Origin of the sequence: Corynebacterium incognita (assembly GCF_014217255.1) — a bacterium.
GTDB lineage: Bacteria > Actinomycetota > Actinomycetes > Mycobacteriales > Mycobacteriaceae > Corynebacterium > Corynebacterium incognitum.
Genome location: NZ_CP059404.1, coordinates 1,549,862 through 1,573,627 on the forward strand (window position 1 = coordinate 1,549,862; position 23,766 = coordinate 1,573,627).

At 63.0% G+C, this 23,766-nt stretch carries 19 protein-coding genes and 4 tRNA genes; 20 read left to right on the forward strand and 3 right to left on the reverse strand.

The features are described 5' to 3' along the window. Positions 1-389: 389 nt before the first annotated feature. Positions 390-1,811 (reverse strand): C4-dicarboxylate transporter DcuC, encoded by a 1,422-nt coding sequence (dcuC, locus tag H0194_RS07195; protein ID WP_185175258.1) that lies wholly within the window; start codon positions 1,809-1,811, stop codon positions 390-392. A gap of 176 nt (positions 1,812-1,987) precedes the next feature. On the opposite strand from dcuC, the gene H0194_RS07200 reads away from it, so the two are divergent. The 7 genes from H0194_RS07200 (at position 1,988) to H0194_RS07230 (ending at position 10,613) form a co-directional block, all read left to right on the forward strand. Then, positions 1,988-3,040 carry an o-succinylbenzoate synthase gene (locus H0194_RS07200; protein ID WP_246388837.1) on the forward strand — a complete coding sequence of 351 codons (1,053 nt, stop codon included), beginning with the start codon at positions 1,988-1,990 and terminating at the stop codon, positions 3,038-3,040. A gap of 37 nt (positions 3,041-3,077) precedes the next feature. Further along, positions 3,078-5,501 carry an excinuclease ABC subunit UvrA gene (locus H0194_RS07205; protein WP_185175259.1) on the forward strand — a complete coding sequence of 808 codons (2,424 nt, stop codon included), beginning with the start codon at positions 3,078-3,080 and terminating at the stop codon, positions 5,499-5,501. Between the two features lie 49 nt (positions 5,502-5,550). After that, positions 5,551-6,219, forward strand: a complete 669-nt coding sequence (locus tag H0194_RS07210) for a hypothetical protein (RefSeq protein ID WP_185175260.1) — start codon at positions 5,551-5,553, stop codon at positions 6,217-6,219. 170 nt (positions 6,220-6,389) lie between these two features. Continuing rightward, complete coding sequence (gene menD / locus H0194_RS07215) at positions 6,390-8,138, forward strand: 2-succinyl-5-enolpyruvyl-6-hydroxy-3-cyclohexene-1-carboxylic-acid synthase (RefSeq protein ID WP_246388838.1); 1,749 nt, start codon at positions 6,390-6,392, stop codon at positions 8,136-8,138. Further along, complete coding sequence (locus H0194_RS07220; protein WP_185175261.1) at positions 8,119-8,583, forward strand: DUF3592 domain-containing protein; 465 nt, start codon at positions 8,119-8,121, stop codon at positions 8,581-8,583. The genes menD and H0194_RS07220 overlap by 20 nt, the downstream gene beginning before the upstream one ends. Positions 8,584-8,662: 79 nt before the next feature. Continuing rightward, complete coding sequence (locus H0194_RS07225; protein ID WP_211996053.1) at positions 8,663-9,871, forward strand: glycosyltransferase family 4 protein; 1,209 nt, start codon at positions 8,663-8,665, stop codon at positions 9,869-9,871. Positions 9,872-9,881: 10 nt separating this feature from the next. Then, positions 9,882-10,613, forward strand: coding sequence for a demethylmenaquinone methyltransferase (locus H0194_RS07230; RefSeq protein WP_185175263.1), 732 nt, complete (start codon positions 9,882-9,884; stop codon positions 10,611-10,613). On the opposite strand, the gene H0194_RS07235 is transcribed toward H0194_RS07230, so the two are convergent. Further along, the gene (locus H0194_RS07235) at positions 10,610-11,854 is read right to left on the reverse strand and encodes a geranylgeranyl reductase family protein (protein ID WP_185175264.1); all 1,245 of its coding nucleotides are present in this window, start codon (positions 11,852-11,854) and stop codon (positions 10,610-10,612) included. The two genes, H0194_RS07230 and H0194_RS07235, sit on opposite strands and share 4 nt — an antisense overlap. A 160-nt stretch (positions 11,855-12,014) precedes the next feature. On the opposite strand from H0194_RS07235, the gene H0194_RS07240 reads away from it, so the two are divergent. The 9 genes from H0194_RS07240 (at position 12,015) to rplA (ending at position 16,713) form a co-directional block, all read left to right on the forward strand. Next, positions 12,015-13,031 (forward strand): polyprenyl synthetase family protein, encoded by a 1,017-nt coding sequence (locus H0194_RS07240; protein WP_185175265.1) that lies wholly within the window; start codon positions 12,015-12,017, stop codon positions 13,029-13,031. Positions 13,032-13,130: 99 nt separating this feature from the next. Next, positions 13,131-13,215 (forward strand) — tRNA-Tyr (locus tag H0194_RS07245). 280 nt (positions 13,216-13,495) lie between these two features. Continuing rightward, positions 13,496-13,568 (forward strand) — tRNA-Thr (locus H0194_RS07250). Positions 13,569-13,637: 69 nt separating this feature from the next. Then, positions 13,638-13,711 (forward strand) — tRNA-Met (locus H0194_RS07255). Positions 13,712-13,805: 94 nt separating this feature from the next. Beyond that, positions 13,806-13,881, forward strand: a tRNA-Trp gene (locus tag H0194_RS07260). A 22-nt stretch (positions 13,882-13,903) separates the two neighbouring features. Beyond that, positions 13,904-14,233, forward strand: coding sequence for a preprotein translocase subunit SecE (gene secE, locus H0194_RS07265; protein WP_185175266.1), 330 nt, complete (start codon positions 13,904-13,906; stop codon positions 14,231-14,233). Between the two features lie 148 nt (positions 14,234-14,381). Further along, positions 14,382-15,236 (forward strand): transcription termination/antitermination protein NusG, encoded by an 855-nt coding sequence (gene nusG, locus H0194_RS07270; RefSeq protein WP_185175267.1) that lies wholly within the window; start codon positions 14,382-14,384, stop codon positions 15,234-15,236. 235 nt (positions 15,237-15,471) lie between these two features. Next, a complete protein-coding gene (gene rplK, locus H0194_RS07275; RefSeq protein ID WP_185175268.1) occupies positions 15,472-15,915 on the forward strand; it encodes a 50S ribosomal protein L11 in 444 nt (147 codons plus the stop codon). A gap of 90 nt (positions 15,916-16,005) precedes the next feature. Further along, a complete protein-coding gene (gene rplA / locus H0194_RS07280) occupies positions 16,006-16,713 on the forward strand; it encodes a 50S ribosomal protein L1 (RefSeq protein ID WP_185175269.1) in 708 nt (235 codons plus the stop codon). 136 nt (positions 16,714-16,849) lie between these two features. Here rplA and H0194_RS07285 read toward each other — a convergent pair whose 3' ends face one another. Continuing rightward, positions 16,850-17,578 carry an AIM24 family protein gene (locus tag H0194_RS07285; RefSeq protein ID WP_185175270.1) on the reverse strand — a complete coding sequence of 243 codons (729 nt, stop codon included), beginning with the start codon at positions 17,576-17,578 and terminating at the stop codon, positions 16,850-16,852. Positions 17,579-17,907: 329 nt separating this feature from the next. Here H0194_RS07285 and rplJ point away from each other — a divergent pair, with 329 nt between their 5' ends. The 4 genes from rplJ to rpoB all read left to right on the forward strand — a co-directional run bounded on the left by rplJ (position 17,908) and on the right by rpoB (position 23,764). After that, positions 17,908-18,429 carry a 50S ribosomal protein L10 gene (gene rplJ / locus H0194_RS07290; RefSeq protein WP_185175271.1) on the forward strand — a complete coding sequence of 174 codons (522 nt, stop codon included), beginning with the start codon at positions 17,908-17,910 and terminating at the stop codon, positions 18,427-18,429. Positions 18,430-18,537: 108 nt separating this feature from the next. Next, positions 18,538-18,927 carry a 50S ribosomal protein L7/L12 gene (gene rplL, locus H0194_RS07295; RefSeq protein ID WP_185175272.1) on the forward strand — a complete coding sequence of 130 codons (390 nt, stop codon included), beginning with the start codon at positions 18,538-18,540 and terminating at the stop codon, positions 18,925-18,927. Between the two features lie 179 nt (positions 18,928-19,106). Next, positions 19,107-20,069, forward strand: a complete 963-nt coding sequence (pgfA, locus tag H0194_RS07300) for a cell envelope lipid trafficking protein PgfA (RefSeq protein WP_185175273.1) — start codon at positions 19,107-19,109, stop codon at positions 20,067-20,069. A 194-nt stretch (positions 20,070-20,263) separates the two neighbouring features. Beyond that, positions 20,264-23,764 carry a DNA-directed RNA polymerase subunit beta gene (gene rpoB / locus H0194_RS07305; RefSeq protein ID WP_185175274.1) on the forward strand — a complete coding sequence of 1,167 codons (3,501 nt, stop codon included), beginning with the start codon at positions 20,264-20,266 and terminating at the stop codon, positions 23,762-23,764. Positions 23,765-23,766: the final 2 nt, after the last annotated feature.

A 23,766-nucleotide genomic window follows, 5' to 3' on the forward strand; every position in this document is an offset into this window, starting at 1 on the left:
CCCGCTATGTTTCGCAAAGATTAATAAGGAAGTCGTGAAATGGGTGCCGATGCGGCGAGGGCAGCCGTAGCGTGGATTCTCGTAAGCAACCAACCCGAACGAAAGGAATCACAATGATTGACGTTGTTGCTAACTTCTTGACCGGCCTTGTTGAGCTCTTCTCCGGCGCTCTGAACGGCACCGTGGACGCGATCACCGGGCTGTCCTCCAAGTAAGGCGCATTAGCCCCTTCAAGTGGAGTGAATAGGCGACCGTAGAGGTCAGCTTCTTCGAGAGTGAAGCGCTTGAAGCGAGCGCTAGGAAACCCCAGCCTCGCCGCGTATTTAGTGGGTAGTACGTGGCGGTGACAGGCTGGGGTTTCGTTATGCCTTGGGGTAGGCGGTGCGGCGCTAGCCGATGAACAGGAACGCGAACACCGTGTTGAGCACCATGGCGGTCAACATCGGTACCGAGGTGCGCTTGACCAGGCGAATCGGGTTAACCTTGATGGCGCCGGAGACAATGAGCACCGCGGCGTTGACCGGGGAGACCTGGCGTACCAGGTTGGAGGTGCCCCAAATGGCGGTGAGCATCTGCGGGGCGTGGATGCTGGTCTCGGAGGCCAGCGATGGGACAACCTCGGAGAAAGCGAAGTACGGAGCCGTACCGGAGCCGGTGAGCGCTGCCATCGCGGCGGTGGCGGCCACGAATACCAGGACGATGATGATGGCGGCACCCTGGGAGCCCTTCGCGGCGTCGATAAGCATGTCAATGACGCCCATCTGCGTGATGCCCTCGATGAGCACGGCGGCAGCCACGAGCAGGGCTACCACGCCCGCCGCGCCGTCGCCCATGCCGCGGAAGAAGGACTTGCCGGAATCGATGGCGCCGTTGAGATCCTTGTGGCGGATGGCCTCGATAATCATGGCGAGCATGAGAGAGACCACGGTGACCGGGAGGATGCCCGCCTCGAAGGGGAGGACGTCCAGGCGCTTTAAGATGGCCGAGAGGATAATGAGCACGAGCGGCATGAGCGGGAGCAGGGCGTAGTAGCCAGGCAAGCCCTGGGCGCGTTCGATGGAATCGCGGACGGCGCGCTCGGAATCGGACATGCCGTCCTCGCCCACCTCACCAGCGTGCTCTTCGAGATTGCGCTTGGCGTCGCTGATGTCGCAGTGGCGCTGCCACCACATGTGCACGAAGGCGGTGATGATGAGTGTAGGGACCGTGGCCCAGGCCACGGCACCGTAGGCGAATTCGGTCACGGTCATGCCAGTGAGGTCAGCGCCCTGAATGAGGCCGGCCTCCAGCGGGGTGGGGATGATGGTGGACGAGGTCACGACGATGGCCGCCACCGTCAGCGGGGTCAGGCCCGCGGCGATGAGCGCCGGGAGCAGCGTGGCCACCAGCAGCAGGGACAGCGAGGCGGCGGACGGGATCACCAGCGATAGGAGGTTGCCGATGAGGTAGCCGACCGGCACGAGCCAGTAGGAACCCTTGAAGCGGCGCAGGGGAGAAGAGAGCGCGACCACGGTCTTGGCGTCGGCGCCGATGTGGCGCATATAGGACACGAAACCAAACAGCACCATAATCGCCATGCCGATGCCGGAGAAGCGCTCCTTGAACAGGGCGTCGACGACGAGCAACTGGTCGTAGAGTGCGCTGCCGGTGGGGTCGATGTCAGTGGTGCGGAATTCGGCGCGGCCGGTGAGGGCTGCCAGCATGAGAAGGAAGACACCCACGAAGAAGATGGCTGCAGCTGCGTGCACCTTCTTGTAGATGAGGTAGACCACTGCCGCGATGGCCAGCAGTGAGATAAGAAGGTAAACCATCAGGTTGCCTTTCTATGTGTGCGAACGCCAGCCATAACAAATTGCGCAACTTGTTATAACCATTACAGTGTTACGCTATCACCTTGCCAGCTCAGGTGCCCAGCTGGGAAGTGGCTGGCGGGCATTGATATTGATCACACAATTTTGGGTCGCCGCTCGCGCGCTAGGGTAGTGACATGTCAGATTTAACCTTTGGCCGGTCCGCGGCCCCAGGGGCGGAAGCAGGCGTTGTCGCGATGGACGACGTCCTAGATCGTGCCCACGTCGTCTCCCTACCTCTGGCGGTGCGTTTTCGCGGCATCGACTACCGGGAGGCCCTGCTTATCGACGGCCCCGCGGGCTGGGGCGAGTTCGCACCGTTCCTGGAGTACGGGGCGGAAGAATCGGCGCAGTGGCTGCGCGCTGGGTTGGAAGCTGCGTACCTTGGTCTGCCCAAACTCAACCGCGACACGGTGGAGGTCAACGCCACCGTCCCCGCCGTGCCCGCCAGCGAGGTCCCTGCGGTTTTGGACCTTTATCCCGGCTGCCGGGTGGTGAAGGTGAAGGTCGCAGACCGGGGCCAGACCCTGGCCGATGACGTCGCCCGCGTGCAGGCCGTCCGCGACGCCCGTCCCGGGGCCGTCATCCGCGTGGACGCCAACGGCGGCTGGACCGTGGACGAAGCCATCGCCGCGGCTAAGGCTCTCATGCCGCTGGACTACCTGGAGCAACCCTGCGCCACGGTGGAGGAGTTGCAGCAGGTGCGCCAGCAGCTCATGCGCTCGGGCCTGTTCGTGCGCGTCGCGGCAGACGAATCCATCCGCAAAGCCAAGGACCCGTACCGGGTGGCGCAGCTGCAGGCCGCAGACGTGGCCGTGGTCAAACCCGCGCCGCTGGGCGGGGTGCGCAACGTCCTGGAACTCACCCGCGAGCTGCGGGCGAAACACATGGACGTCACCGTGGCCTCCGCGCTGGATACCGCAGTGGGAATGAACATGGGGCTGGCCGCCGTGGCCGCGCTTCCGGTTATCGCGGACGACGAAGACATCGACGTCGCGCCCGCCGCGGCCGGGCTGGCCACCGGGTCACTGTTCGTGGAAGATGTGGCGGAGCCTCGGCACATCGTCGACGGCCACCTCCCCGCCGCCCCGATTGCACCCGACCCCGCGCGCTTGGGCGCGCTGGCGGCGTCACCGGCGCGCCGGGACTGGTGGTTCGACCGCGTGCGGGCGGCCGCTGAATTTATCTAAAGGCGCCGCGGTCTTCGGCGTTGTTAGGCTGGGGCGCATGAGCGTTACTGCTGAGTCCCTGATTCGTGTCCGCGACGCGCACCTGAACAACCTGCGCAACGTGGATGTGGAGCTGCCGCGCGGCTGCGTGGTGGCAGTGACGGGCGTGTCCGGATCGGGCAAATCCTCCCTGGCTTTTGGCACGATCCACGGTGAGGGGCAGCGCCGCTACTTAGAGTCCGTGGCCCCTTTCGCCCGCCGACTCATTGGCTCCGCGGTGGACCCGCAGGTGGGCTCCATCGAAGGCCTCCCGCCGACGGTGGCACTGGAACAGAATACGACCGGCGCGGGCGCGCGCTCCACGGTGGGCACCGTCTCCGCCCTGTCCAACTCGTTGCGCCTGTTGTTTTCTCGCAGCGGTGACAACCCGAAGGGGCTGTACGCCGAACACTTTTCACCCAATACCCCGCAAGGCATGTGCCCGGCCTGCCAGGGCACCGGCATCCAGCACGAACCCACGGAAGCCACGATGGTTCCCGATCCGTCACTGACCATCCGAGAGGGCGCCATCGCCGCGTGGCCCGGAGCTTGGGCGGGCAAGAATTTCCGGGATATCCTCGATGCCCTGGGCTACCCGCTGGACACCCCGTGGCGGGACATCCCCGCCGCGGACCGCGAGTGGATCTTGTTCACCGATGAACGCCCGGTGGTGACCATTACCCCGCACCGCGGGGCGGATCAGGTGCAGCGCCAATATGAAGGGACGTGGCGCTCGGCGGCCAGCTACCTGCGTAAGACCCTGGCGGAGACAGAATCCGAGACCTTGCGCAAGCGCACCTTGAGCTTCATGGAACACCAGACCTGCCCGGTGTGTCAGGGGCGCAAACTGGGGCAGGATGCGTTGGCGGTGACCTACCTGGGCGAGCCTATCGACGTCCTCAGCTCCTGGCCGCTGCAGCGCTTGCATGAGGTGCTGGCCGCGCGGGCCGCCACTATCGCCGCGGATAGTGCCGCCGATGCGGAGCTCAGCGCGGAGGCTTTGCTGCTCAAGAACCTGCTGACCACCCTCGAATCTGCGTTGGAATTGGGGCTGGGCCACCTCACGGTGGACCGTGCGGCGGAGACGCTGTCCGCGGGCGAGCTACAGCGTGTGCGCCTGGCATCGCAGCTGCGCTCCGGCTTGTTCGGTGTGGCCTACGTCTTGGACGAGCCGTCGGCAGGCCTGCACCCGGAAGAACGCGAGGCGGTGTCCCGCCTGTGCCGTCGTTTCGTGTCGGCGGGCAATTCCGTGCTGCTGGTGGAGCACGACATGAACCTGGTGGCGCAGGCTGATTGGATAGTCGACGTCGGCCCTGTCGCCGGCGAAGGCGGTGGCACGGTGATGTACTCGGGCCTCTTGGCGGACTACCTTGAATCCACGGACCCCGCCGTGCAGGCCAGCCCCACTTTCCAGGCGCTGCGCCAACGAAACGACAAGATGCTCGGCGCGCCGTCGGAGAGTACCAACGACACCGCAATGCTTTCCCTCAGCGGGCTCGACCAGCACAACCTGCGCGGCATTGACGTCGACATCCCGCAGGGCACCTTCACCGCGCTGGCTGGCGTGAGCGGTTCCGGTAAAACCACGGTGCTCAACGCCCTCCGGGACTGTGAGCTTGAGGACCTCGTGGACTCCGGAGCAGAACGCGGGGGAGTGGACAAGCGCGTGTACATCTCCCACAAGCCGATCGGGCGCACCCCGCGCTCCACGCTGGCTACCTATACGGGGCTGTGGGATCACGTGCGCAAGCTTCTGGCGGGCACCCCGGAGGCCAAGGCACGCGGGTGGAACGTCTCGCGCTTTTCCTACAACGTGGCCAAGGGACAATGCCCCACCTGCGCGGGCGCCGGAAAGATTGAGGTAGAGCTCATCTTCTTGCCAGGTTCGTATACCACGTGCCCGGATTGTGCGGGGCAGCGCTACAACCCCGAGACCCTCGAGGTGACGTGGAATGGCCTGAATGCGGCGCAGCTGTTGGACCTGACTGTGGACGACGCGGCCGAAGTGTTTGCCGATCACAAGGTGCTTTCCCGCATCGTGGCCACGCTCCGCGACATCGGCCTGGGCTACCTGCGGCTGGGCCAAGGCGCCCCGGAACTCTCGGGCGGTGAGGCGCAGCGCATCAAGCTGGCCACAGAACTGCACGCGTCCCGCAATACGCGCAAGAAGGTGCTGTACCTCATGGACGAGCCCACCACCGGTCTGCACCCGGCGGATGCGGCGCTGCTCACCGCCCAGCTGCGCGCCGTGGTGGATGCCGGTCACACTGTCGTGGTGGTGGAACACGACCTCGGGGTTATCGCGCAGGCAGACCACGTTATTGAGATGGGGCCCGGCGCCGGCGCGGACGGCGGCGACCTTCTCTTCGCGGGCACACCCGCGGAGTTGGTGGGCCTCGATACTGCCACCGGCAGGATGCTGGCGCGTTTCACAGTGCGCTAATAGCGAACGCACTGGTGACAACCAAGGGTCGGCGGGTAGAACTAAATGCATGAACTCACCCCAGGACCCTAACAAGCCCCGGCAGTACTTCCCCGGCCACGATCGCGGCGATGAGACACAGTCCATCCCGCGCGCCGACGTTGACGGCGCAGGATACGGCGCTGGCTACGGTGCCGGCGCCAGTGCGGGCCCTGGCGCCGGTCAGCCCGCCTACGGCGACCGCGGCTATGGGGAGCGCGGTTACGACAATCGCGGCTACGGCGAACCGGCGTACCAGCCGCCCCGTCAACATCCCGGGCCTTCCGGTGGTTTCGCGGAGCCGGAACCGCCGCGCAAGTCCGGTAGCGGTGCTGCGGCTACCGCGCTTGGTGTGATTGCGGGGCTCGCTGTGCTCGCAGCCATTGTCTTCGGATTCCTGTGGCGTTCTGCCGCCGCAGAGGCCGACAAACCCGCGCCCGCGCCGGTGACGGAAACCGCTACTGTCACGGAGACGATGCCCACCACCGTCACCGAAACCGTGACGGAGACCCCGGAAGACTCCGGGAACGGTGGCCTCTTCGGCGGGCGGGGGAACTCTAACGATTCGGACAACTCAGGCAACTCGGACGAACCGTCGACCGGAACCACGCAGGACCCAGGCACCGGGGACCTGCTGCCTGAGGGTGGCACCGGTAACGAGGACCTGGACAAGATGCTGGATGACCTGCTGAACGGCTAGCCTGCTCGGCAGGCCGAACGCGAACTGTTTCCATTCGCCGCCACGGTATAGCCCGAGCGACAAACCTTTGTCTAGGGTTCTTTTGAGGCACCTTTCGGGTCGTTTAGAGGTTTGTCGCTCGGGGTGAAGCGTTGCCAGGCCGCGTCGCTGCCCGCGTATGATGGGGAGCCATGTCCCACGATGCGAATAGCTCCCCGCAGCAACCCCAGATGCCGCCGACCGTGCCCACCTTCGCGGGCTTGCCTAACGACGACGCGAACAACGTCGCCGAGCCGCAGCAGCCAGGGCGCGAGCCGGTGAGCGCGACGGAGCTGGCCCAGCAGGTGGCGGCGCTGCTGTCGCGGCACGTCACCGACGTCGTGCTGTGCCCCGGATCCCGCAACGCGCCGCTGGCGCTGGCGCTACTGGCGCGCCGGGATATTCGCGTGCATACCCGCCTCGACGAGCGTTCGGCGGCGTTCCTGGCCCTGGGCATGGCGCGGGTCAAGCGCCGCCACGTCGCCGTGGTGATGACATCCGGTTCCGCCGTGGCCAATACTCTTCCCGCCGTAGTGGAAGCCCACCACGCCCACGTGCCGCTCGTGGTGCTGTCCGCCGACCGCCCGGAACGCCTGGTAGGCACCGGAGCGCCGCAGACGATCCAGCAGCAGGGAATTTTCGGGGATTTCGCGCAGACCACCCAGATTGCCACGGCGGAGGACGTCATGTACGTCTCCCAGCGCCTGACCCAGGACACCGTGGTGCACCTTAATATTGCGCTCGACGTGCCGCTCGTGGGCGACGAGCCGCCGGTGGAACCCACCGATTTCACCCAGCGCCTGGCGCCGGCGCCGCGCCCGGTCAATCACGGTGAGGTCGAGGTGGATCTGTCCCGCAACACCCTGGTGATCGCCGGTGATGAGGCCTGGGAGGTGGAGGGTTTGCAGGACGTGCCCACCATCGCCGAGCCGAGCGCGCCCGCGCCGTATCACCCCGTCCACCCGCTGGCCGCCGGGGTGTTCCGGCGCGACCACGTCTCCGCCAACGACTACGTGGTGAATACGAAGGTCGAGCAGGTCGTCGTGGTGGGGCACCCGACTCTGCACCGCGGAGTGCTGGCACTGCTGAGCGATCCGGACGTCGAGCTGGTGTGCTTGTCGCGCACCGCGGATTTTACGAACCCCCGCGGCGACAAGGCTCGCTTGGGCACCACCGTCAAGGTGACCGGTGAGCCGAGCCGCGATTGGCTGAAGATTTGCGACGGCGCGTCGCGCATTGGCGCCGATGCCGTCCGCGAGAACCTGGCCAAGGAGGACTTCGGCTTTACTGGTCTCCACGTGGCGGCCGCCGTGGCTGACACTTTGGCGGTGGAAGATAGCTTCTTCGTCGGCTCCTCCAACCCAGTGCGGGATGCTTCGCTGGTGGGCTTGCCTTTCGACGGCGTGGAAACGCACTCGCCCCGCGGCGCCGCCGGCATCGACGGCAACGTCTCCCAGGCCATTGGCGTGGCGCTGGCCGTGCAGTCCCGCGACGCGGACTTGCCACGCGCCCCGCGCACCGTGGCGCTGGTGGGGGACGTGACTTTCCTCCACGACATCGGCGGTCTGCTCATCGGCCTGGACGAGGTACGCCCGGAAAACCTCACCATCGTGGTGGCCAACGATGATGGTGGCGGCATCTTTGAGACCCTCGAGCAGGGCGGCGAGGCGTTCCGCGGGCAGTTTGAGAAGGCCTTCGGCACGCCGCACGGCGCGCAGCTGGCCGAGTTGTGTGCGGGCTACGGCGTGGACCACGTGGCCGTGACGACGCCGCAGGAACTGCTGGATACGCTCGCGGATTTGAAGGAGCGCTCCACCGGTATCACGGTGGTGGAGGCGAAGACGACGCGCGCGACTCGGCGCGCACTGAACGAGGCGTTGCATGCCCAAGCGGGTTTCTAGGCCGCAGGCGCCGAACTACACGCCGGAGGTCCTGCGGCGGCGTTTGCACCAGGTCATCATGGCGCTCTATGCTGCGGCGGTCATCGGCAGCGTCGCCATGGTGGTGGGGCCCTACCTCAATGATCGGGCGATCAACGCCGATACGGGGCGCGCGTTGGCTACCGTGACCAACGTGGGTCTGCTGCGCACCACGGTGGACTTCCAAGACGAGGACAGTTTTTACCACTCGCCGCCCACGGGTTTGCTGTACCCCACTGGTCTCGGTGAGGGGCAGCAAGTGTGGGTGAACTACTCGAAGGAAAACCCGGACCTGGTGAAGGTGGAAGGCCGCGAGTGGACCTTGAGCGTCATCCCGGCGCTGTCCGTGTGGGTGGTGAGCACGCTCGTCGCGGGGTTAGCGTGGGTGCTGGTCAGCCAGTGGGCGGCGCGGGCGGAACGGAGGTAACGTGTTCTTAACCAAGATTTTTCAGCGAGTACACCCAAAGGACAGAAGGCGTACGTCTTTAGATCCGACAATGTCGCCCATGCGTGTAGCGATCGTGGCCGAGTCCTTCCTCCCCAACGTCAATGGCGTCACCAATTCCGTGCTCCGGGTGCTGGAGCACCTGCACGCGGAGGGCCACGAGGCCCTGGTCATCGCCCCGGGAGCGCGCGACGGCCAGGAAGAGATCGCTGACTACCTCGGTTTCCCCATTGTTCGCGTGCCCACGGTGCGTGTGCCACTCGTGGATTCGCTGCCGGTGGGCGTGCCCACTCTCGCAGTTGATGAGGAATTGCGCTCCTTCAAGCCGGACATCATTCACCTGGCCAGCCCGTTCGTACTCGGTGCGGCGGGCGCCCTCGCCGCGCGCTCGCCTCGCATCCCCGCCATCGCGCTCTACCAGACGGACGTTGCAGGCTTTGCCACCAAGTACAACGCCTCCATCTTCGCGCACGGCTGCTGGGAATGGATCCGCGCCATCCACAACTCCTGCCAGATGACGTTGGCCCCGTCCTCGTTGACCATCCGGGACCTTGAGGACCATAACGTCAAGAACGTCCACCACTGGGGCCGCGGCGTGGACGCCAAGCGTTTCCATCCCACCAAGCGCTCGGAGACCCTGCGCCGCACTTGGGACCGCACGGGCACCAAGAAGATCGTGGGCTTTGTCGGCCGCCTGGCCGCGGAAAAGGGCGTGCACCGCCTCGCTGTGCTGAAGGATCGCGCGGATATCCAGTTGGTCATCGTGGGCGACGGCCCGGAGCGCCCCGCGCTCCAGGAGCTTATGCCCAACGCGGTGTTCACCGGAGCGCTCGGCGGCGATGAACTGGCGCGCGCCTACGCCTCCCTCGATGTGTTTATTCACGCCGGTGAGTTTGAAACCTTCTGCCAAGCCATCCAGGAGGCGCAGGCCTCGGGCGTGCCCACCATCGGCCCTCGTGCAGGCGGTCCGGTCGACCTCATCGAGGAGGGCTACAACGGCTACCTGCTGGACGTGGAGGATTTTGAGGCGCAGCTGCCAGCGGCCGTCGATAAGCTTATTGCACCCGAGACGCAAGTAACCATGCGCCAGCAGGCGCGCGAGTCCGTGGCTAACAAGACCTGGGACGCGCTGTGCCGCCAGTTGGTGGGCTACTACGAGGAAGTCCTGCGCGAGTACCGCAAGCAGCCCGCCGGTTTGCTGGGCCGTATCCAGTCGTGGCAGCAGCTGCCCGTGTGGGTCAAGCGCGCAGCCAAGGACCGCGCAGCCTAGACTGGAGCGCGTGGTTAAGGCGAACTTAGACAAAAAGCCCTTCGACGTCGCGAGCATGTTTGACGGCGTGGGGGCCAAATACGATCTGACCAACACCATCTTGTCTTTCGGGCAGGATGCGCACTGGCGTAAGAAGACCCGCGAGCGGCTGAACCTGCAGCCGGGGGAGAAGGTCCTTGACCTTGCCGCGGGTACTGCGGTGTCCACTGAAGAGCTGTCCAAGTCGGGTGCGTGGTGCGTGGCCTGTGATTTCTCCCGTGGCATGTTGGCTGCCGGCCAGCACCGCGACGTCCCCAAGGTTGCGGGCGACGGCATGCGCTTGCCGTTCCCGGATAACACGTTCGACGCTGTGACCATCTCTTACGGCCTGCGCAACATTCACGACCCCGAGCTCGGCCTGCGTGAGATGGCGCGCGTGACCAAGCCGGGCGGGCGCCTGACGGTGGCGGAGTTCTCCACGCCGGTGGTACCGGTGTTCGGCACGGTGTACAAGGAATACCTCATGCGCCTGCTGCCCGCAGTGGCCAGGGCGGTGGCCTCCAACCCGGAGGCGTATGTCTACCTCGCGGAATCCATTCGCGCCTGGCCGAGCCAGGAAGAATTCGCCGCCATGGTCAACCGCAACGGCTGGGAGGGCTGCGGCTGGCAAAACCTCACCTTCGGCATCGTGGCCCTGCATTCCGCCACCAAGCCTGTGGGTGAGGCCCGTGGGATAGACCCGTGGGGCCGGCCCCTGAACTAGAGCGTCGAGTCCCACAGCGGGGTGTTTGCCCGCGCGGTGCTCACGCCGTGGCCGGCAAGCCGCCACAGGCGGGCGATCAGATCGCTGTCAGCCTCGGTAATGAGGTTGCCCATCAGGCGTGCTGCGGCGGGCATGAGCACCCGCCCCACCGGACCGCGTAAGCCGATGGGACCCACCGCGGGGAGGAATTGCGGGTAGGTGAGCAACCGGGCCGCGGTGCGCGCGAGTACAAAAGCCTCCCCGTAGTGCTCGCGGAGGAGATCTGGCCAGGTGAGGGTGAGGTCTTTGGCCGACGGGGCGGCCGGTTCGCCGAGTAGAGATACGGCGTATTCGGCGGTCTCGAGTCCGTAGTCGATACCCTCGCCGTTGAGCGGGTTGACGCAGGCGGCGGCGTCGCCGATGAGCATCCAGTTGGCGCCCGCCACGTTGGACACCGCGCCGCCCATGGGTAGCAAGGCGGAGGCGACGTCCTGGGGTACGCCGAGGCCCCATTCCGCGCGCTGCTGAGCGGCGTAATGACGCAGCAGCTTCTTCGTGTTCAACTTGGCCGGTCGCTCGCTCGTGGAGAGCGCGCCGAGGCCGAGGTTCACGGTGCCGTCGCCCAGCGGGAAGATCCAGCCGTAGCCCGGCTGCACCGTCCCCTCTTCGTCTGTGAGCTCCACGTGGGAGTGCATCCACGGCTCGTCGGAGCGGGTGGAGGCGCAGTATGACCGCGCCGCAATGCCGTAGACCTCACCCTGGTGCCATTCGCGGCCCAACTGCTTGCCAAAGGGGGAGCGGACGCCGTCGGCAACGATGACCCAGCGCGGATGGATAGTTGTCTCACCAACGAGGAAGCTGCGAAGGCGGTTGCTTGTTACCTCCGGTGCCGTGGCGGGGGTGCCCTCCATTAGCTCCGCGCCCGCACTCACGGCGGCCTGGACCATGAGGTGGTCGAACTCACGGCGCGACAGGGCCGTTCCTACGTGCGCGGGGTAGGTTTGCGGCCACGGCGCGGTGACTGTGCCGCCGAAGCCATGCAGCTTCAAGCCCTGGTTGCGGTAGCCCGGATTGACCTCGACGCCCAGGCGCTCCAGCTGGTGCATCGCGCGCGGGGTCAGGCCGTCGCCGCAGGTCTTGTCGCGGGGGAAGGACGCGGCGTCGATTAGCACTGTGTCCCATCCGGCGCGCGCTGCGTAAATAGCAGCGGCAGCTCCCGCCGGGCCCGCGCCAACAATTGCTACGTCAACATGCCTGTCCATGCCCCTCATTGTCGCACGAGACCCGCGGCGAGCAACCTTGGTCCCCACCTGCTTGCGGGGCTTGGCTTGGAGTCGTTTCAGCCGACCGGCGTAGTTACGGTTAAGATACGAATGTTCGACTTTTCACACACCGCGACTACGTGCAAGGACTACCTCGTATATGACCACCGGCCAGACCCCGTCTCCAGGCCACGTTTCTCACGTGGACTTGGGTGATCCGCAGTTAAATGAGCGCATTGGTGCGGGGGTAGCGCACGTTGAGAAGCTGTTGCAGGACGAGCTGGCAACCGGCGAGAATTTTATTGCGGATAAGGTCTTGCACCTGCTGGAGGCCGGAGGTAAACGCTTCCGCCCGATGATGGCCCTTTTAGCTTCGGAGTTCGGCGAGACCCCGGGGACGGATAACGTGGTCACCGCGGCGGCATCGGTGGAAATGGTCCACCTAGCCACCTTGTATCACGATGACGTCATGGACGAGGCGGAACGCCGCCGCGGCGTGGAAAGCGCCAATCATCGTTGGGACAACTCCGTGGCCATCCTCGCCGGCGACATGTTGTTGGCGCACTGTTCCCGGTTGATGTCGCGGTTGGATACCCACACGGTGGAGCGCTTCGCGAAGACTTTCCAGGAGCTCGTGACAGGCCAGATGCGGGAAACCCTAGGCGCCGGGGAGGCCAACGCGGTGGAGCACTACACCCAGGTCATCAAGGAAAAGACCGCGGTCCTCATCGCATCGGCTGGCTACCTCGGCGCTTACCACGCGGGTGCCAAGCTGGAGCACGCGCAGGCCTTGCATCGCATCGGCGGCTACATCGGCATGATGTTCCAGATCGTCGATGACGTCATCGATATTTTCTCCGATCGCGAGGAATCTGGGAAGACCCCGGGAACCGATCTGCGCGAAGGTGTGTTCACCCTGCCCGTGCTCTACGCCCTGCAGGAAGAGGGTGAGGTCGGCGACCAGCTACGGACACTGCTCACGGGCCCGTTGACCAACGACGCCGAGGTGAGCCGCGCCATTGCGTTGTTGCGCCAGTCCGGTGGTCGCGAGCGCGCGCTTGCCGACGTCCGCGAGTACCTCGCGCTCGTCAATGAGGAACTGGATGGGCTGCCGGATATTGCGGCCGCCCAGGCGCTGCGCATGTTGTCGCGCTACACCATCGATCGCGTCGGCTAACCTGCCGCGGCGCCACCCCGGCAGGTTCATCTACCTGCCGATTTGCGTGCAGTAGGTAGGTGCGTAGTAAAGTACTAACTCGCACCCGAACAGGTGCTTGCCAGGTTGCCCGAGCGGCCAAAGGGAGCGGACTGTAAATCCGCCGGCATTGCCTTCAGAAGTTCGAATCTTCTACCTGGCACCAGATACCGCCACCTTCTCTTTCAGGAGGTGGCGGTTGTGCTTTTCGCGCTTCCTCCCCGACGCTGAGCCCTTAACCCAACGCTGCCAGTGCTCGGTTCGCCGCGCGTGGGGAGCCCGCGAAGAATCGGGGCAAAAGGACGGCGATTAAGTGTGCTTCAAACGCCGTGGAAACCGGCTCTGACCCGGCGATTTGTTTTGTTTAAGCGATATGGGTTAACCTTTCTAAGGCTTCAGCGAGAGCCGGTAAAAATAAAAACACCGAATATCGCATAGAGGCTAGCGCCCCCTTAGCTCAGTCGGCAGAGCGTTTCCATGGTAAGGAAAAGGTCGTCAGTTCGATTCTGACAGGGGGCTCTGTTTATTTCTACGGTCGGCGCCCCTAGAATGGGCGGCGCGGACATACACGCAGGGATGAACGTGGATGGCGATGTAGCTCAGTTGGTGAGAGCGCACGACTCATAATCGTGAGGTCGAGAGTTCGAATCTCTCCATCGCTACTGGCTCCACTCAAGCTAGGTACCGCTTGTTCTGCAAGCATTCCAGCTCTGGTAGGGTTATGCGTGCTATCTTCGCAAGAAGGTCGGTACACATAGGGGCGTGGCGCAATTGGTAGCGCAACGGTCTCCAAAACCGTAGGTTGCAGGTTCGAGTCCTGTCGCCCCTGCCAAACAAACTTTCAGGAGGACGCTGTGAGCGAGAAACAGCCAGACACTCAGGGAGCTGCACGCCCCACTGGTAAGCGCCAGATGGCTGGTGTTCAGGGCACTTCTTCCGCCGCATACACTGAAAAGCGCATTGAGCGCGCGGAGACCTCTGATGATTCCACCAAGACTGGTGGCGGCGTTGGTTCCTTCGTCCCGGAGGTTGTCACCGAGGTAAAGAAGGTCGTGTGGCCCACCAGCAAGGAAATGGTTCAGTATACGCTGATTACCTTCGCCTTCCTCATTGTTCTCACCGCGCTGGTATGGGGCGTCGACACGCTCACCGGCCTCGGAGTTGAGAAGATTCTGGTGCCTTAGGTACACTGCTGTAAAAGCTTGAAAATCCCGCTGGTCCCGCAAGGGGCACAGCGGGATAATTTATTGTCTAGGCTCGCGGCGCGGCCACCGGCGTAAGCTGGGGGCAACACGGCACGAACCTGATTCGAAGATGGAGTAGTAGAACACCATGAGCGACGAGAACACTCTGGACGCACAGGACGTCACCACCGATGCCCCGGCACACGAGCCGACCTTTGAGGAGGCTGCTGCTGCCGCCGTAGCGGAAAACGAAGCAGCGAAGGCCGCCGAGGCTGACGCAGCCGCGGAGTCTGCTGACACCGTCGAGGGAGCTGCTGAGGAAGCTGCCGCTCCAGCCGCGCAGGACGACGCCGAAGCCGACGCAGAATACCGCAAGCGCCTGCGCGACTATACCAAGGAGCTCAAGAAGCTCCCGGGTGAGTGGTACATCATCCAGTGCTACTCCGGCTACGAGAACAAGGTGAAGACCAACCTCGACATGCGTGCGCAGACCCTCGAGGTGGAGGACTACATCTTCGACGTGGTCGTTCCTCTCGAACAGGTCATTGAGAAGAAGGACGGCAAGAAGAAGATCGTCAAGCGCAAGCTTCTTCCGGGCTACGTCCTCGTCCGCATGGAGCTCAACGACCGCGCCTGGTCGGTGGTACGCGATACCCCGGGTGTGACCAGCTTCGTGGGCAACGAAGGCAACGCCACCGTGGTGAAGCCACGCGACGTCGCCAAGTTCCTCATGCCCAAGCAGACCGCCGACGGCGAGGATACTGCAGTATCTGCCGACGGCGAGCAGGTCATCGCGATGCCGGAGGTTGAGGAAAAGCCGAAGGTTGCCCACGACTTCAAGGAAGGCGAGGCCGTCACCATTCTGTCCGGCGCCCTGGCTTCCGTCTCCGCTACGATTTCCTCCATCGACGAGGAGACCGGCAAGATCCAGGCCCTCGTGTCCATCTTCGGCCGCGAAACCCCGGTGGAGCTCACCGCCGATCAGATCGAGCGCATCTCCTAAAGACGACGTTAACGCGCCTGTGTAGGCCACATAGGCCACTACTGGACACCGCAGCCCACCACCCGACAGCGATTTGGGTGGTGGGCTGCGGTGATCTACACTTAGACCTCGTGCGTTCTTCGGGACGCGCATTCATAGACCATAATTCTCCCCGGTGGCTGGCAGCCCCAGCATCCGGACGGCCCTTGTTATTCATCGTGGCGAGGCGCCGGTAACACAGGAAGTAGGTAATTCGATGGCTCCGAAGAAGAAGGTCACTGGCCTCATTAAGCTGCAGATCCAGGCCGGTCAGGCTAACCCGGCTCCGCCGGTTGGCCCGGCACTGGGTGCTCACGGCGTGAACATCATGGAGTTCTGCAAGGCTTACAACGCTGCGACTGAGAACCAGCGCGGCAACGTTGTGCCAGTGGAAATCACCGTCTACGAAGACCGCTCCTTCGATTTCAAGCTCAAGACCCCGCCGGCTGCAAAGCTCCTGCTGAAGGCCGCTGGCCTGCAGAAGGGCTCCGGCGTTCCGCACACCGACAAGGTGGGCAAGGTCACCTTCGAGCAGTGCAAGGAAATTGCACAGACCAAGTTCGAGGACCTCAACGCTCGTGACATCGAGAACGGCGCCCGCATCATCGCCGGCACCGCTCGCTCCATGGGCATCGACGTCGAGGGTATCCCGGCTAAGTAAGCCAGGCACCCTCGCCGCACACGTGGGAGGGCCGACCCGGCCCATCAACAACCACGACAATCCGCATCACTATTTTTAAGGAATTGAAAAATGGGCTCTAAGTCTAAGGCATACAAGGCAGCCGCTGAACTGGTTGACCGCTCCCGTCTGTACTCTCCGATCGAGGCTGTGAAGCTGGCCAAGGAGACCTCCTCCAAGAACCACGACGCCACCGTCGACGTCGCCATGCGCCTGGGCGTTGACCCGCGCAAGGCTGACCAGCTCGTGCGTGGCACCGTGTCCCTGCCTCACGGCACCGGTAAGACCGTCCGCGTGGCTGTCTTCGCCGAGGGTGAGAAGGCTACTGCCGCTGAAGAGGCTGGCGCTGACATCGTCGGCACCGAGGTTCTGCTGGAGCAGATCAACGAGGGCAAGCTCGACTTCGACGTCGCGATTGCTACCCCGGACCAGATGGCCAAGGTTGGCCGTGTGGCCCGCGTCCTGGGCCCGCGTGGCCTCATGCCGAACCCGAAGACCGGCACCGTGACCGCTGACGTGGCTAAGGCCATCCAGGAAGTCAAGGGCGGCAAGATCTCCTTCCGCGTGGACAAGGCTGCTAACCTGCACGCCATGATTGGTAAGGCTTCCTTCGACGCCGAGAAGCTGGCTGAGAACTACGGCGCACTCATGGACGAGCTGCAGCGTATCAAGCCTTCTTCCGCCAAGGGCATCTACATCAAGAAGGCCACCATCTCCACCACTTTCGGCCCGGGCATCCCGGTCGATATTTCGGTGCAGAAGAACTACGCCGAGGCTTAAATAGCTTCCAGTGACGCTGTCTGGCGCCGCTGCTTCTCGACGCCCACCTGGCTTAACCCCGCAGTGTCCCTGCGGCGAGCGAGGTGGGCGTCGTTTTGTCAGCTTTTCGCACAAAAATGAGTGGGCACAACAAACGTTAACTTAAGAGATCGCCGAGACCGCTGCCACGTGAAGAGTTTGAGTCGCCGGCGATGTTGTCGAGCAGGTTGCCCTCAGAAGGCTGGACGATGACGAGGCCTTGGCCGCCGAAGGCAAGCTGGAAGGACTCGCCGGTGCCGCCGTGGAGGAAGGACTTCAGGCCGCCGGAGAAGTCAGTATTCACCTGCATGGACACGCCGCTGGTCCATAGGACTGCGGCCTGGGGATCGGCGAATGTCGGAGCCTCAGTGACGTCGAGGGCCAAGGGATCGCCATCTGTAGTGATGGCGACGAAGCCACTACCGCGCAGGGTGACGTTGAACAGACCGCCGGCCATGACGCCACCGCCCTTGATTCGGTGGATGTCCCACTCGATGGAAGAAGAGAAGGCGAGGACGTTCTTTCCGTTGACGGAGACCATGTCATTTTCGAGGTAGAAGACCTGAATCTCCTTCGCCTGTTCCGCAAGGAAGACCTGGCCGTTGCCGGACATCTCCATCATCTCGACACCCTCGCCGGTAGTGGCCTTCTTGATCATCTTGCCCAAGCCGCCAGAGCCGCGGTTTTGGAAGCGCACGTCGCCCTGGTAAGCCACCATCGATCCCACCTTGGCCTGAATTGGGCCGTAGCCCATGTTGAGCTTGAGCAACTTCTTGTTCTGCTGCACAAACTGATCGTTGGACTGGTTTTCGTTGAAAGACTGGAAAAGCTGACCGTGCAAAGGCATGGGAGTTCCTTCCTGTGGGGGACGATTAGCTCCCATGTTAGGTGAGAACGGACGCGATTTTGTTCCTGATGGCAGTGCTTGTAGGATAAGCACACGAAGTTTGAAGTGCTGGTAAATGCCAGTGCAACTCAAGTTTCACCGAAGACCGTTGGTCGCCTACTAGCTAGGCTGAAAGTTCCCTCACCTTTAGGGACGGCCCACGCAGGAGTCACTTGTGTACCCCTCCTTTACTGTGAGTGTGTGCCCCGTGCTCTTGTACGGGGCTTTCTTTATTGGAAAGTCCCGGCGGAAACATAAAGAGATGTTTTGGAAGGAGGCGAGTATTAAACATGGCAAATCCGAAGAACGAAAAGGACCTCAAGCTCATCCGCGAGAAGCTGGATGGTGCTAGCTCCGTGTTCATCACCGAGTACCGTGGTCTGACCGTTGCGCAGCTGGCTGACCTTCGTAACCAGCTGGGTTTCGATGTTGAGTACTCCGTCGCCAAGAACACCCTCTTCAAGATCGCTGCTCAGGAAAAGGGCATCGAGGGCCTTGACGAGCACCTGACCGGCCCAACCGCTTTCGCCTTCATTAAGGGCGAGGCTGTTGACGCCGCTAAGGTCTTCAAGAAATTCGCTGAAGACAACCAGGCGCTCATCGTCAAGGGTGGCTACATGGACGGCAACGCACTGTCTGCCGACCAGGTTAAGGCCATCGCTGAGCTGGACAACCGCGAGACCACTCTCGCAAAGCTGGCTGGCGCGATGAAGGGTTCTATGGCAAAGGCTGCAGCTGTATTCAACGCTCCTGCTACCAAGATGGTCCGCACCGCAGCGGCCCTGCAGGACAAGAAGCAAGCAGAAGCTTAAATCGCATTGTCCGCCACACGGCGGGGATGCGGAAAACTACACACGATTCACACGTTTTAGTCCTTACTCACTACCCGGACTAGAACACACTAGGAAAGGATGCCAATCATGGCTAAGCTCACCAAGGACGAGCTCATTGAAGCTTTCAAGGAAATGACCCTCATCGAGCTCTCCGAGTTCGTTAAGGAATTCGAAGAGGTCTTCGACGTTGAGGCTGCTGCTCCGGTTGCAGTTGCTGCTGCTGGCGCTGCCGGCGCTGAGGGCGGCGCTGCCGCTGAGGAGAAGGACGAGTTCGACGTCGTCCTGACCGACGCTGGTGCTAAGAAGATCGGCGTTATTAAGGCTGTCCGCGAGCTCGTCTCCGGCCTGGGCCTGAAGGAAGCTAAGGAAATGGTCGAGGGTGCTCCTAAGGCTATCCTCGAGGGTGCTTCCAAGGACGACGCTGAGGCTGCTAAGGCTAAGCTCGAAGAGGCTGGCGCATCCGTCGAGCTCAAGTAATTCCCTGAATTACGCTCTCGTGGCCTAACGGCCACACACCGAATCCCGGTTCCTCCTGTGCGGAGGGGCCGGGATTTTGCTGTTCATGCCACTGTGTGGACTGAATAAGGGAGTGGTACGTGCCGCAGGGGAGTGTTGTGGCGCTGGTCCGCGGCGGTGGGGCGGTAAAATACCCACTCATGTTGCCCAAGTCCCGAATCTTTGCCGCGCTGGTGTTTGGCCTCGGCGTCGCCCTGCTGGTGGCGGGGCTGGTCATGCCGCGCTTTATTAGCGTGGACGCGCGACTGCCGTTGGACTTGGCGGCCACCACCTGGACGCTGCGGGACGAGTCGGGCAAGGCCCGTGTCACGAGCGCGAAAGGTAGCGACGACTACGAGGGGCCACTTGCTATCCAGACGCACATGGATATCCGCCCGCCCGCGGACATGGACGCCACCGCGGTGCGCATCGGGCGCACTGTCATGCGCGGCGAGGATCCGGCGAAGGGCGAGAACTTGTTGAGCGCCGGTGTGTGGAGCTTCACGCTGGATCGTGTCACGGGTCAGGCGCTGGATGAGGCGAAGCTGTCGCACACCCCGGCCACCCCGGTGGATAACGTGGCCGTTGATGGCTACTGGTTGAAGTTCCCGATGGACGCTGAGAAGACCAACTACCCGGTCTTTGACGTGACGCTGCGCAAGGCGTCCGAGGCGGTGTTCCAGGAGGAACTGCAGTGGGAGGGGCGCACGGTGTATCGCTACCGGCAAGAGATTGCGCCGACGAACGTCGCCAAGCTGTATCCGGCGCTGGGGAACACGGCGTCGATAGGCGAGGGGGAGGACGCCAAGGAAGCCTTTTTGTACCACTCCGCACAGCGGGACCTGTTTGTTGACCAACAGACGGGCTTGCTTGTCGACGCCGATGTAACAATCGACGACTACTACGGCGACGATAAGGGGGAGCGCAAGGCCACGGCGCTGAAGTTCGAGGGCTCGATGAGCGAGGAAGATACGGCGGAGCTCTTGGCCGCGGCGGAAGATTTCCCCGAGGCGGAGCTTGCAAACACTGTCCGATGGGTTATGGTGGCGATGGGAGCGCTGCTCGCCGCGATTGGACTAGCGGGCACTTTTGGTGTATTCGCTCGCCTTGCAAAGCGTAGGTAGATGGTATAAGCTCATTCGTTGCGCTGGAATCGTGAATTTCAGGCACATTTAGCCTTTTCAGGCGGTGATGGAAAAGCCGACTTGACAAGGTGATTTTGTGCTATCTGGACCCGCGATCTCCACAGCAGACCGAATGCTAAATTTACCAGCGGTTTTGCTTTCCGTAAGCCAGAGCGGAAAGTGATCCGCGTGAGGTGCTGGAAGGACCCATCTTGGCAGTCTCCCGCCAGACCAAGTCAGTGGCCAATATCCCTGGAGCCCCGAAGCGATACTCGTTCGCGAAGATCAGCGAACCGATTACCGTTCCGGGTCTTCTTGACTTACAACTTGACTCCTTTGCATGGCTCGTCGGCACGCCCGAGTGGCGTGAGCGTCAGGCCGAAGAACGTGGTGCAGATGCGCGCATCACCAGTGGCTTGGAGGACATCCTCGACGAGTTGTCCCCCATTCAGGACTACTCAGGCAACATGAGCCTGTCGCTGTCCGAGCCGCGCTTCGAGCCGGTGAAGAACACCGTCGATGAGTGCAAAGAGAAGGACATCAACTACTCCGCGCCGCTGTACGTGACCGCAGAGTTCATCAACAACGAAACCCAGGAGATTAAGTCCCAGACTGTCTTCATCGGTGACTTCCCGATGATGACGGATAAGGGCACGTTCATCGTGAACGGCACCGAGCGTGTTGTCGTCTCCCAGCTGGTTCGTTCCCCAGGCGTCTACTTTGACCAGACTATTGATAAGTCCACGGAGCGCCCGCTGCACTCTGTGAAGGTCATTCCGTCGCGCGGTGCGTGGCTGGAATTCGACGTCGATAAGCGCGACACCGTAGGTGTCCGTATTGACCGTAAGCGTCGCCAGCCGGTGACGGTTCTGCTGAAGGCCCTGGGTTGGACTGAGGAGCAGATCCGCGATCGTTTCGGCTTCTCCGAGCTGATGATGGCCACCCTCGACTCCGATGGCGTGGCCAACACCGATGAGGCGTTGCTGGAGATCTACCGCAAGCAGCGCCCGGGTGAGCAGCCGACTCGCGACCTCGCGCAGTCCCTGCTGGACAACTCCTTCTTCCGTGCGAAGCGCTATGACCTGGCGAAGGTGGGCCGTTACAAGGTCAACCGCAAGCTGGGCTTGGGCGGCGACCACGAGGGTCTGATGACCCTCACCGAAGAGGACATCGCCACCACCCTGGAGTACCTCGTTCGCCTGCACGTTGGCGAGTACGAGATGAAGGCTCCTAACGGTGAGATGATTCCGATCAACACCGACGACATCGACCACTTTGGTAACCGTCGTCTCCGCACCGTGGGTGAGCTCATTCAGAACCAGGTCCGCGTGGGCCTGTCCCGCATGGAGCGCGTCGTGCGCGAGCGCATGACCACCCAGGACGCTGAGTCCATCACCCCGACGTCGTTGATTAACGTCCGTCCGGTGTCCGCTGCCATCCGCGAGTTCTTCGGTACCTCGCAGTTGTCGCAGTTCATGGACCACAACAACTCCCTGTCCGGCCTGACTCACAAGCGCCGCCTGTCCGCGTTGGGCCCGGGCGGTCTGTCCCGTGAGCGTGCCGGCATTGAGGTCCGAGATGTTCACCCGTCCCACTACGGCCGTATGTGCCCGATTGAGACTCCCGAGGGCCCGAACATTGGTCTGATCGGCTCGCTGGCATCCTACGCCCGCGTGAACTCTTTCGGTTTCATCGAGACCCCGTACCGCAAGGTTGTGGACGGCAAGGTCACTGACCAGGTTGAATACCTGACCGCTGACGAAGAGGATCGTTTCTCCATCGCGCAGGCTGAGGTGGAGCAGGACGCCGACGGAACCATCATCGGCGACCGCATCGAGGTCCGTCTCAAGGCCGGCGACATCGGCGTGACCGATGCTTCCGGTGTGGACTACGTCGACGTGTCCCCGCGTCAGATGGTGTCCGTGGCAACCGCCATGATTCCGTTCCTGGAGCACGACGACGCTAACCGTGCCCTGATGGGCGCGAACATGCAGCGCCAGGCTGTGCCGCTGGTACGTTCCGAGGCACCTTTCGTGGGCACCGGCATGGAGCAGCGCGCTGCCTACGACGCTGGTGACTTGGTCATCACCCCGAAGGCCGGCGTCGTGGAGAACGTGTCCGCCGACATGATCACCATCATGGACGACGAGGGCATCCGCGACACCTACATGCTGCGCAAGTTCGAGCGCACCAACCAGGGTACCAACTACAACCAGACCCCTCTGGTCAACGTTGGCGACCGCGTCGAGGCCGGCCAGGTGCTGGCCGACGGCCCGGGTACCCACAATGGTGAGATGTCGCTTGGCCGCAACTTGCTCGTGGCGTTCATGCCATGGGAAGGCCACAACTACGAGGATGCCATCATCCTCAACCAGTCCATTGTGGAGCAGGACATCCTGACCTCCGTGCACATTGAGGAGCACGAGATCGATGCCCGCGACACCAAGCTGGGCGCCGAGGAAATCACCCGCGAGATCCCGAACGTCTCCGAAGACGTGCTCCGTGATCTTGACGACCGCGGCATCGTGCGCATTGGCGCCGACGTCCGCGCGGGCGACATCCTGGTGGGTAAGGTCACCCCGAAGGGCGAGACCGAGCTGACCCCGGAGGAGCGCCTTCTGCGCGCCATCTTCGGTGAGAAGGCCCGCGAGGTCCGCGACACCTCCATGAAGGTGCCGCACGGCGAAAACGGCAAGGTCATCGGCGTTGCCCGCTTCTCCCGCGAGGACGATGACGATCTGGCTCCGGGCGTGAACGAAATGATCCGCGTCTACGTGGCTCAGAAGCGCAAGATCCAGGACGGCGACAAGCTTGCTGGCCGCCACGGCAACAAGGGTGTTGTGGGCAAGATCCTGCCGCCTGAGGATATGCCATTCATGGCCGACGGCACCCCGGTGGACGTCATCCTGAACACCCACGGCGTGCCGCGTCGTATGAACATCGGTCAGGTCTTGGAGATCCACCTGGGCTGGCTGGCTCACACGGGTTGGAAGATCGACACCGAGGATCCGAAGAACGCTGAGATTCTGAAGACCCTGCCTGAGGAGCTTTACGACGTCCCGGCTAACTCGCTCACCGCCACCCCAGTGTTCGACGGCGCTACCAACGAAGAACTGTCCCGCCTGCTGGCTTCCTCGAAACCGAACCGCGATGGTGACGTCATGATTGACGAGCACGGCAAGACCCAGCTGTTCGACGGCCGCTCGGGCGAGCCTTACGCGTACCCGATCTCCATCGGCTACATGTACATGCTCAAGCTGCACCACCTCATCGACGAGAAGATTCACGCTCGTTCCACTGGTCCTTACTCCATGATTACCCAGCAGCCGTTGGGGGGTAAGGCACAGTTCGGTGGCCAGCGCTTCGGCGAGATGGAGGTGTGGGCAATGCAGGCTTACGGCGCTGCCTACACTCTGCAGGAGCTGCTCACCATCAAGTCTGACGATGTCGTCGGCCGTGTGAAGGTCTACGAGGCCATCGTTAAGGGCGACAACATCCCGGATCCGGGCATCCCGGAGTCCTTCAAGGTGTTGCTCAAGGAGCTGCAGTCCCTGTGCCTCAACGTGGAGGTCCTCTCCACGGATGGCACTCCGATGGAGCTGTCCGGTTCGGATGACGATGACATGGAGTCCGGCTCCTCGCTGGGCATCAACCTGTCCCGTGATGAGTCCGCAGCAGCGGACAACATCGCTTAAAA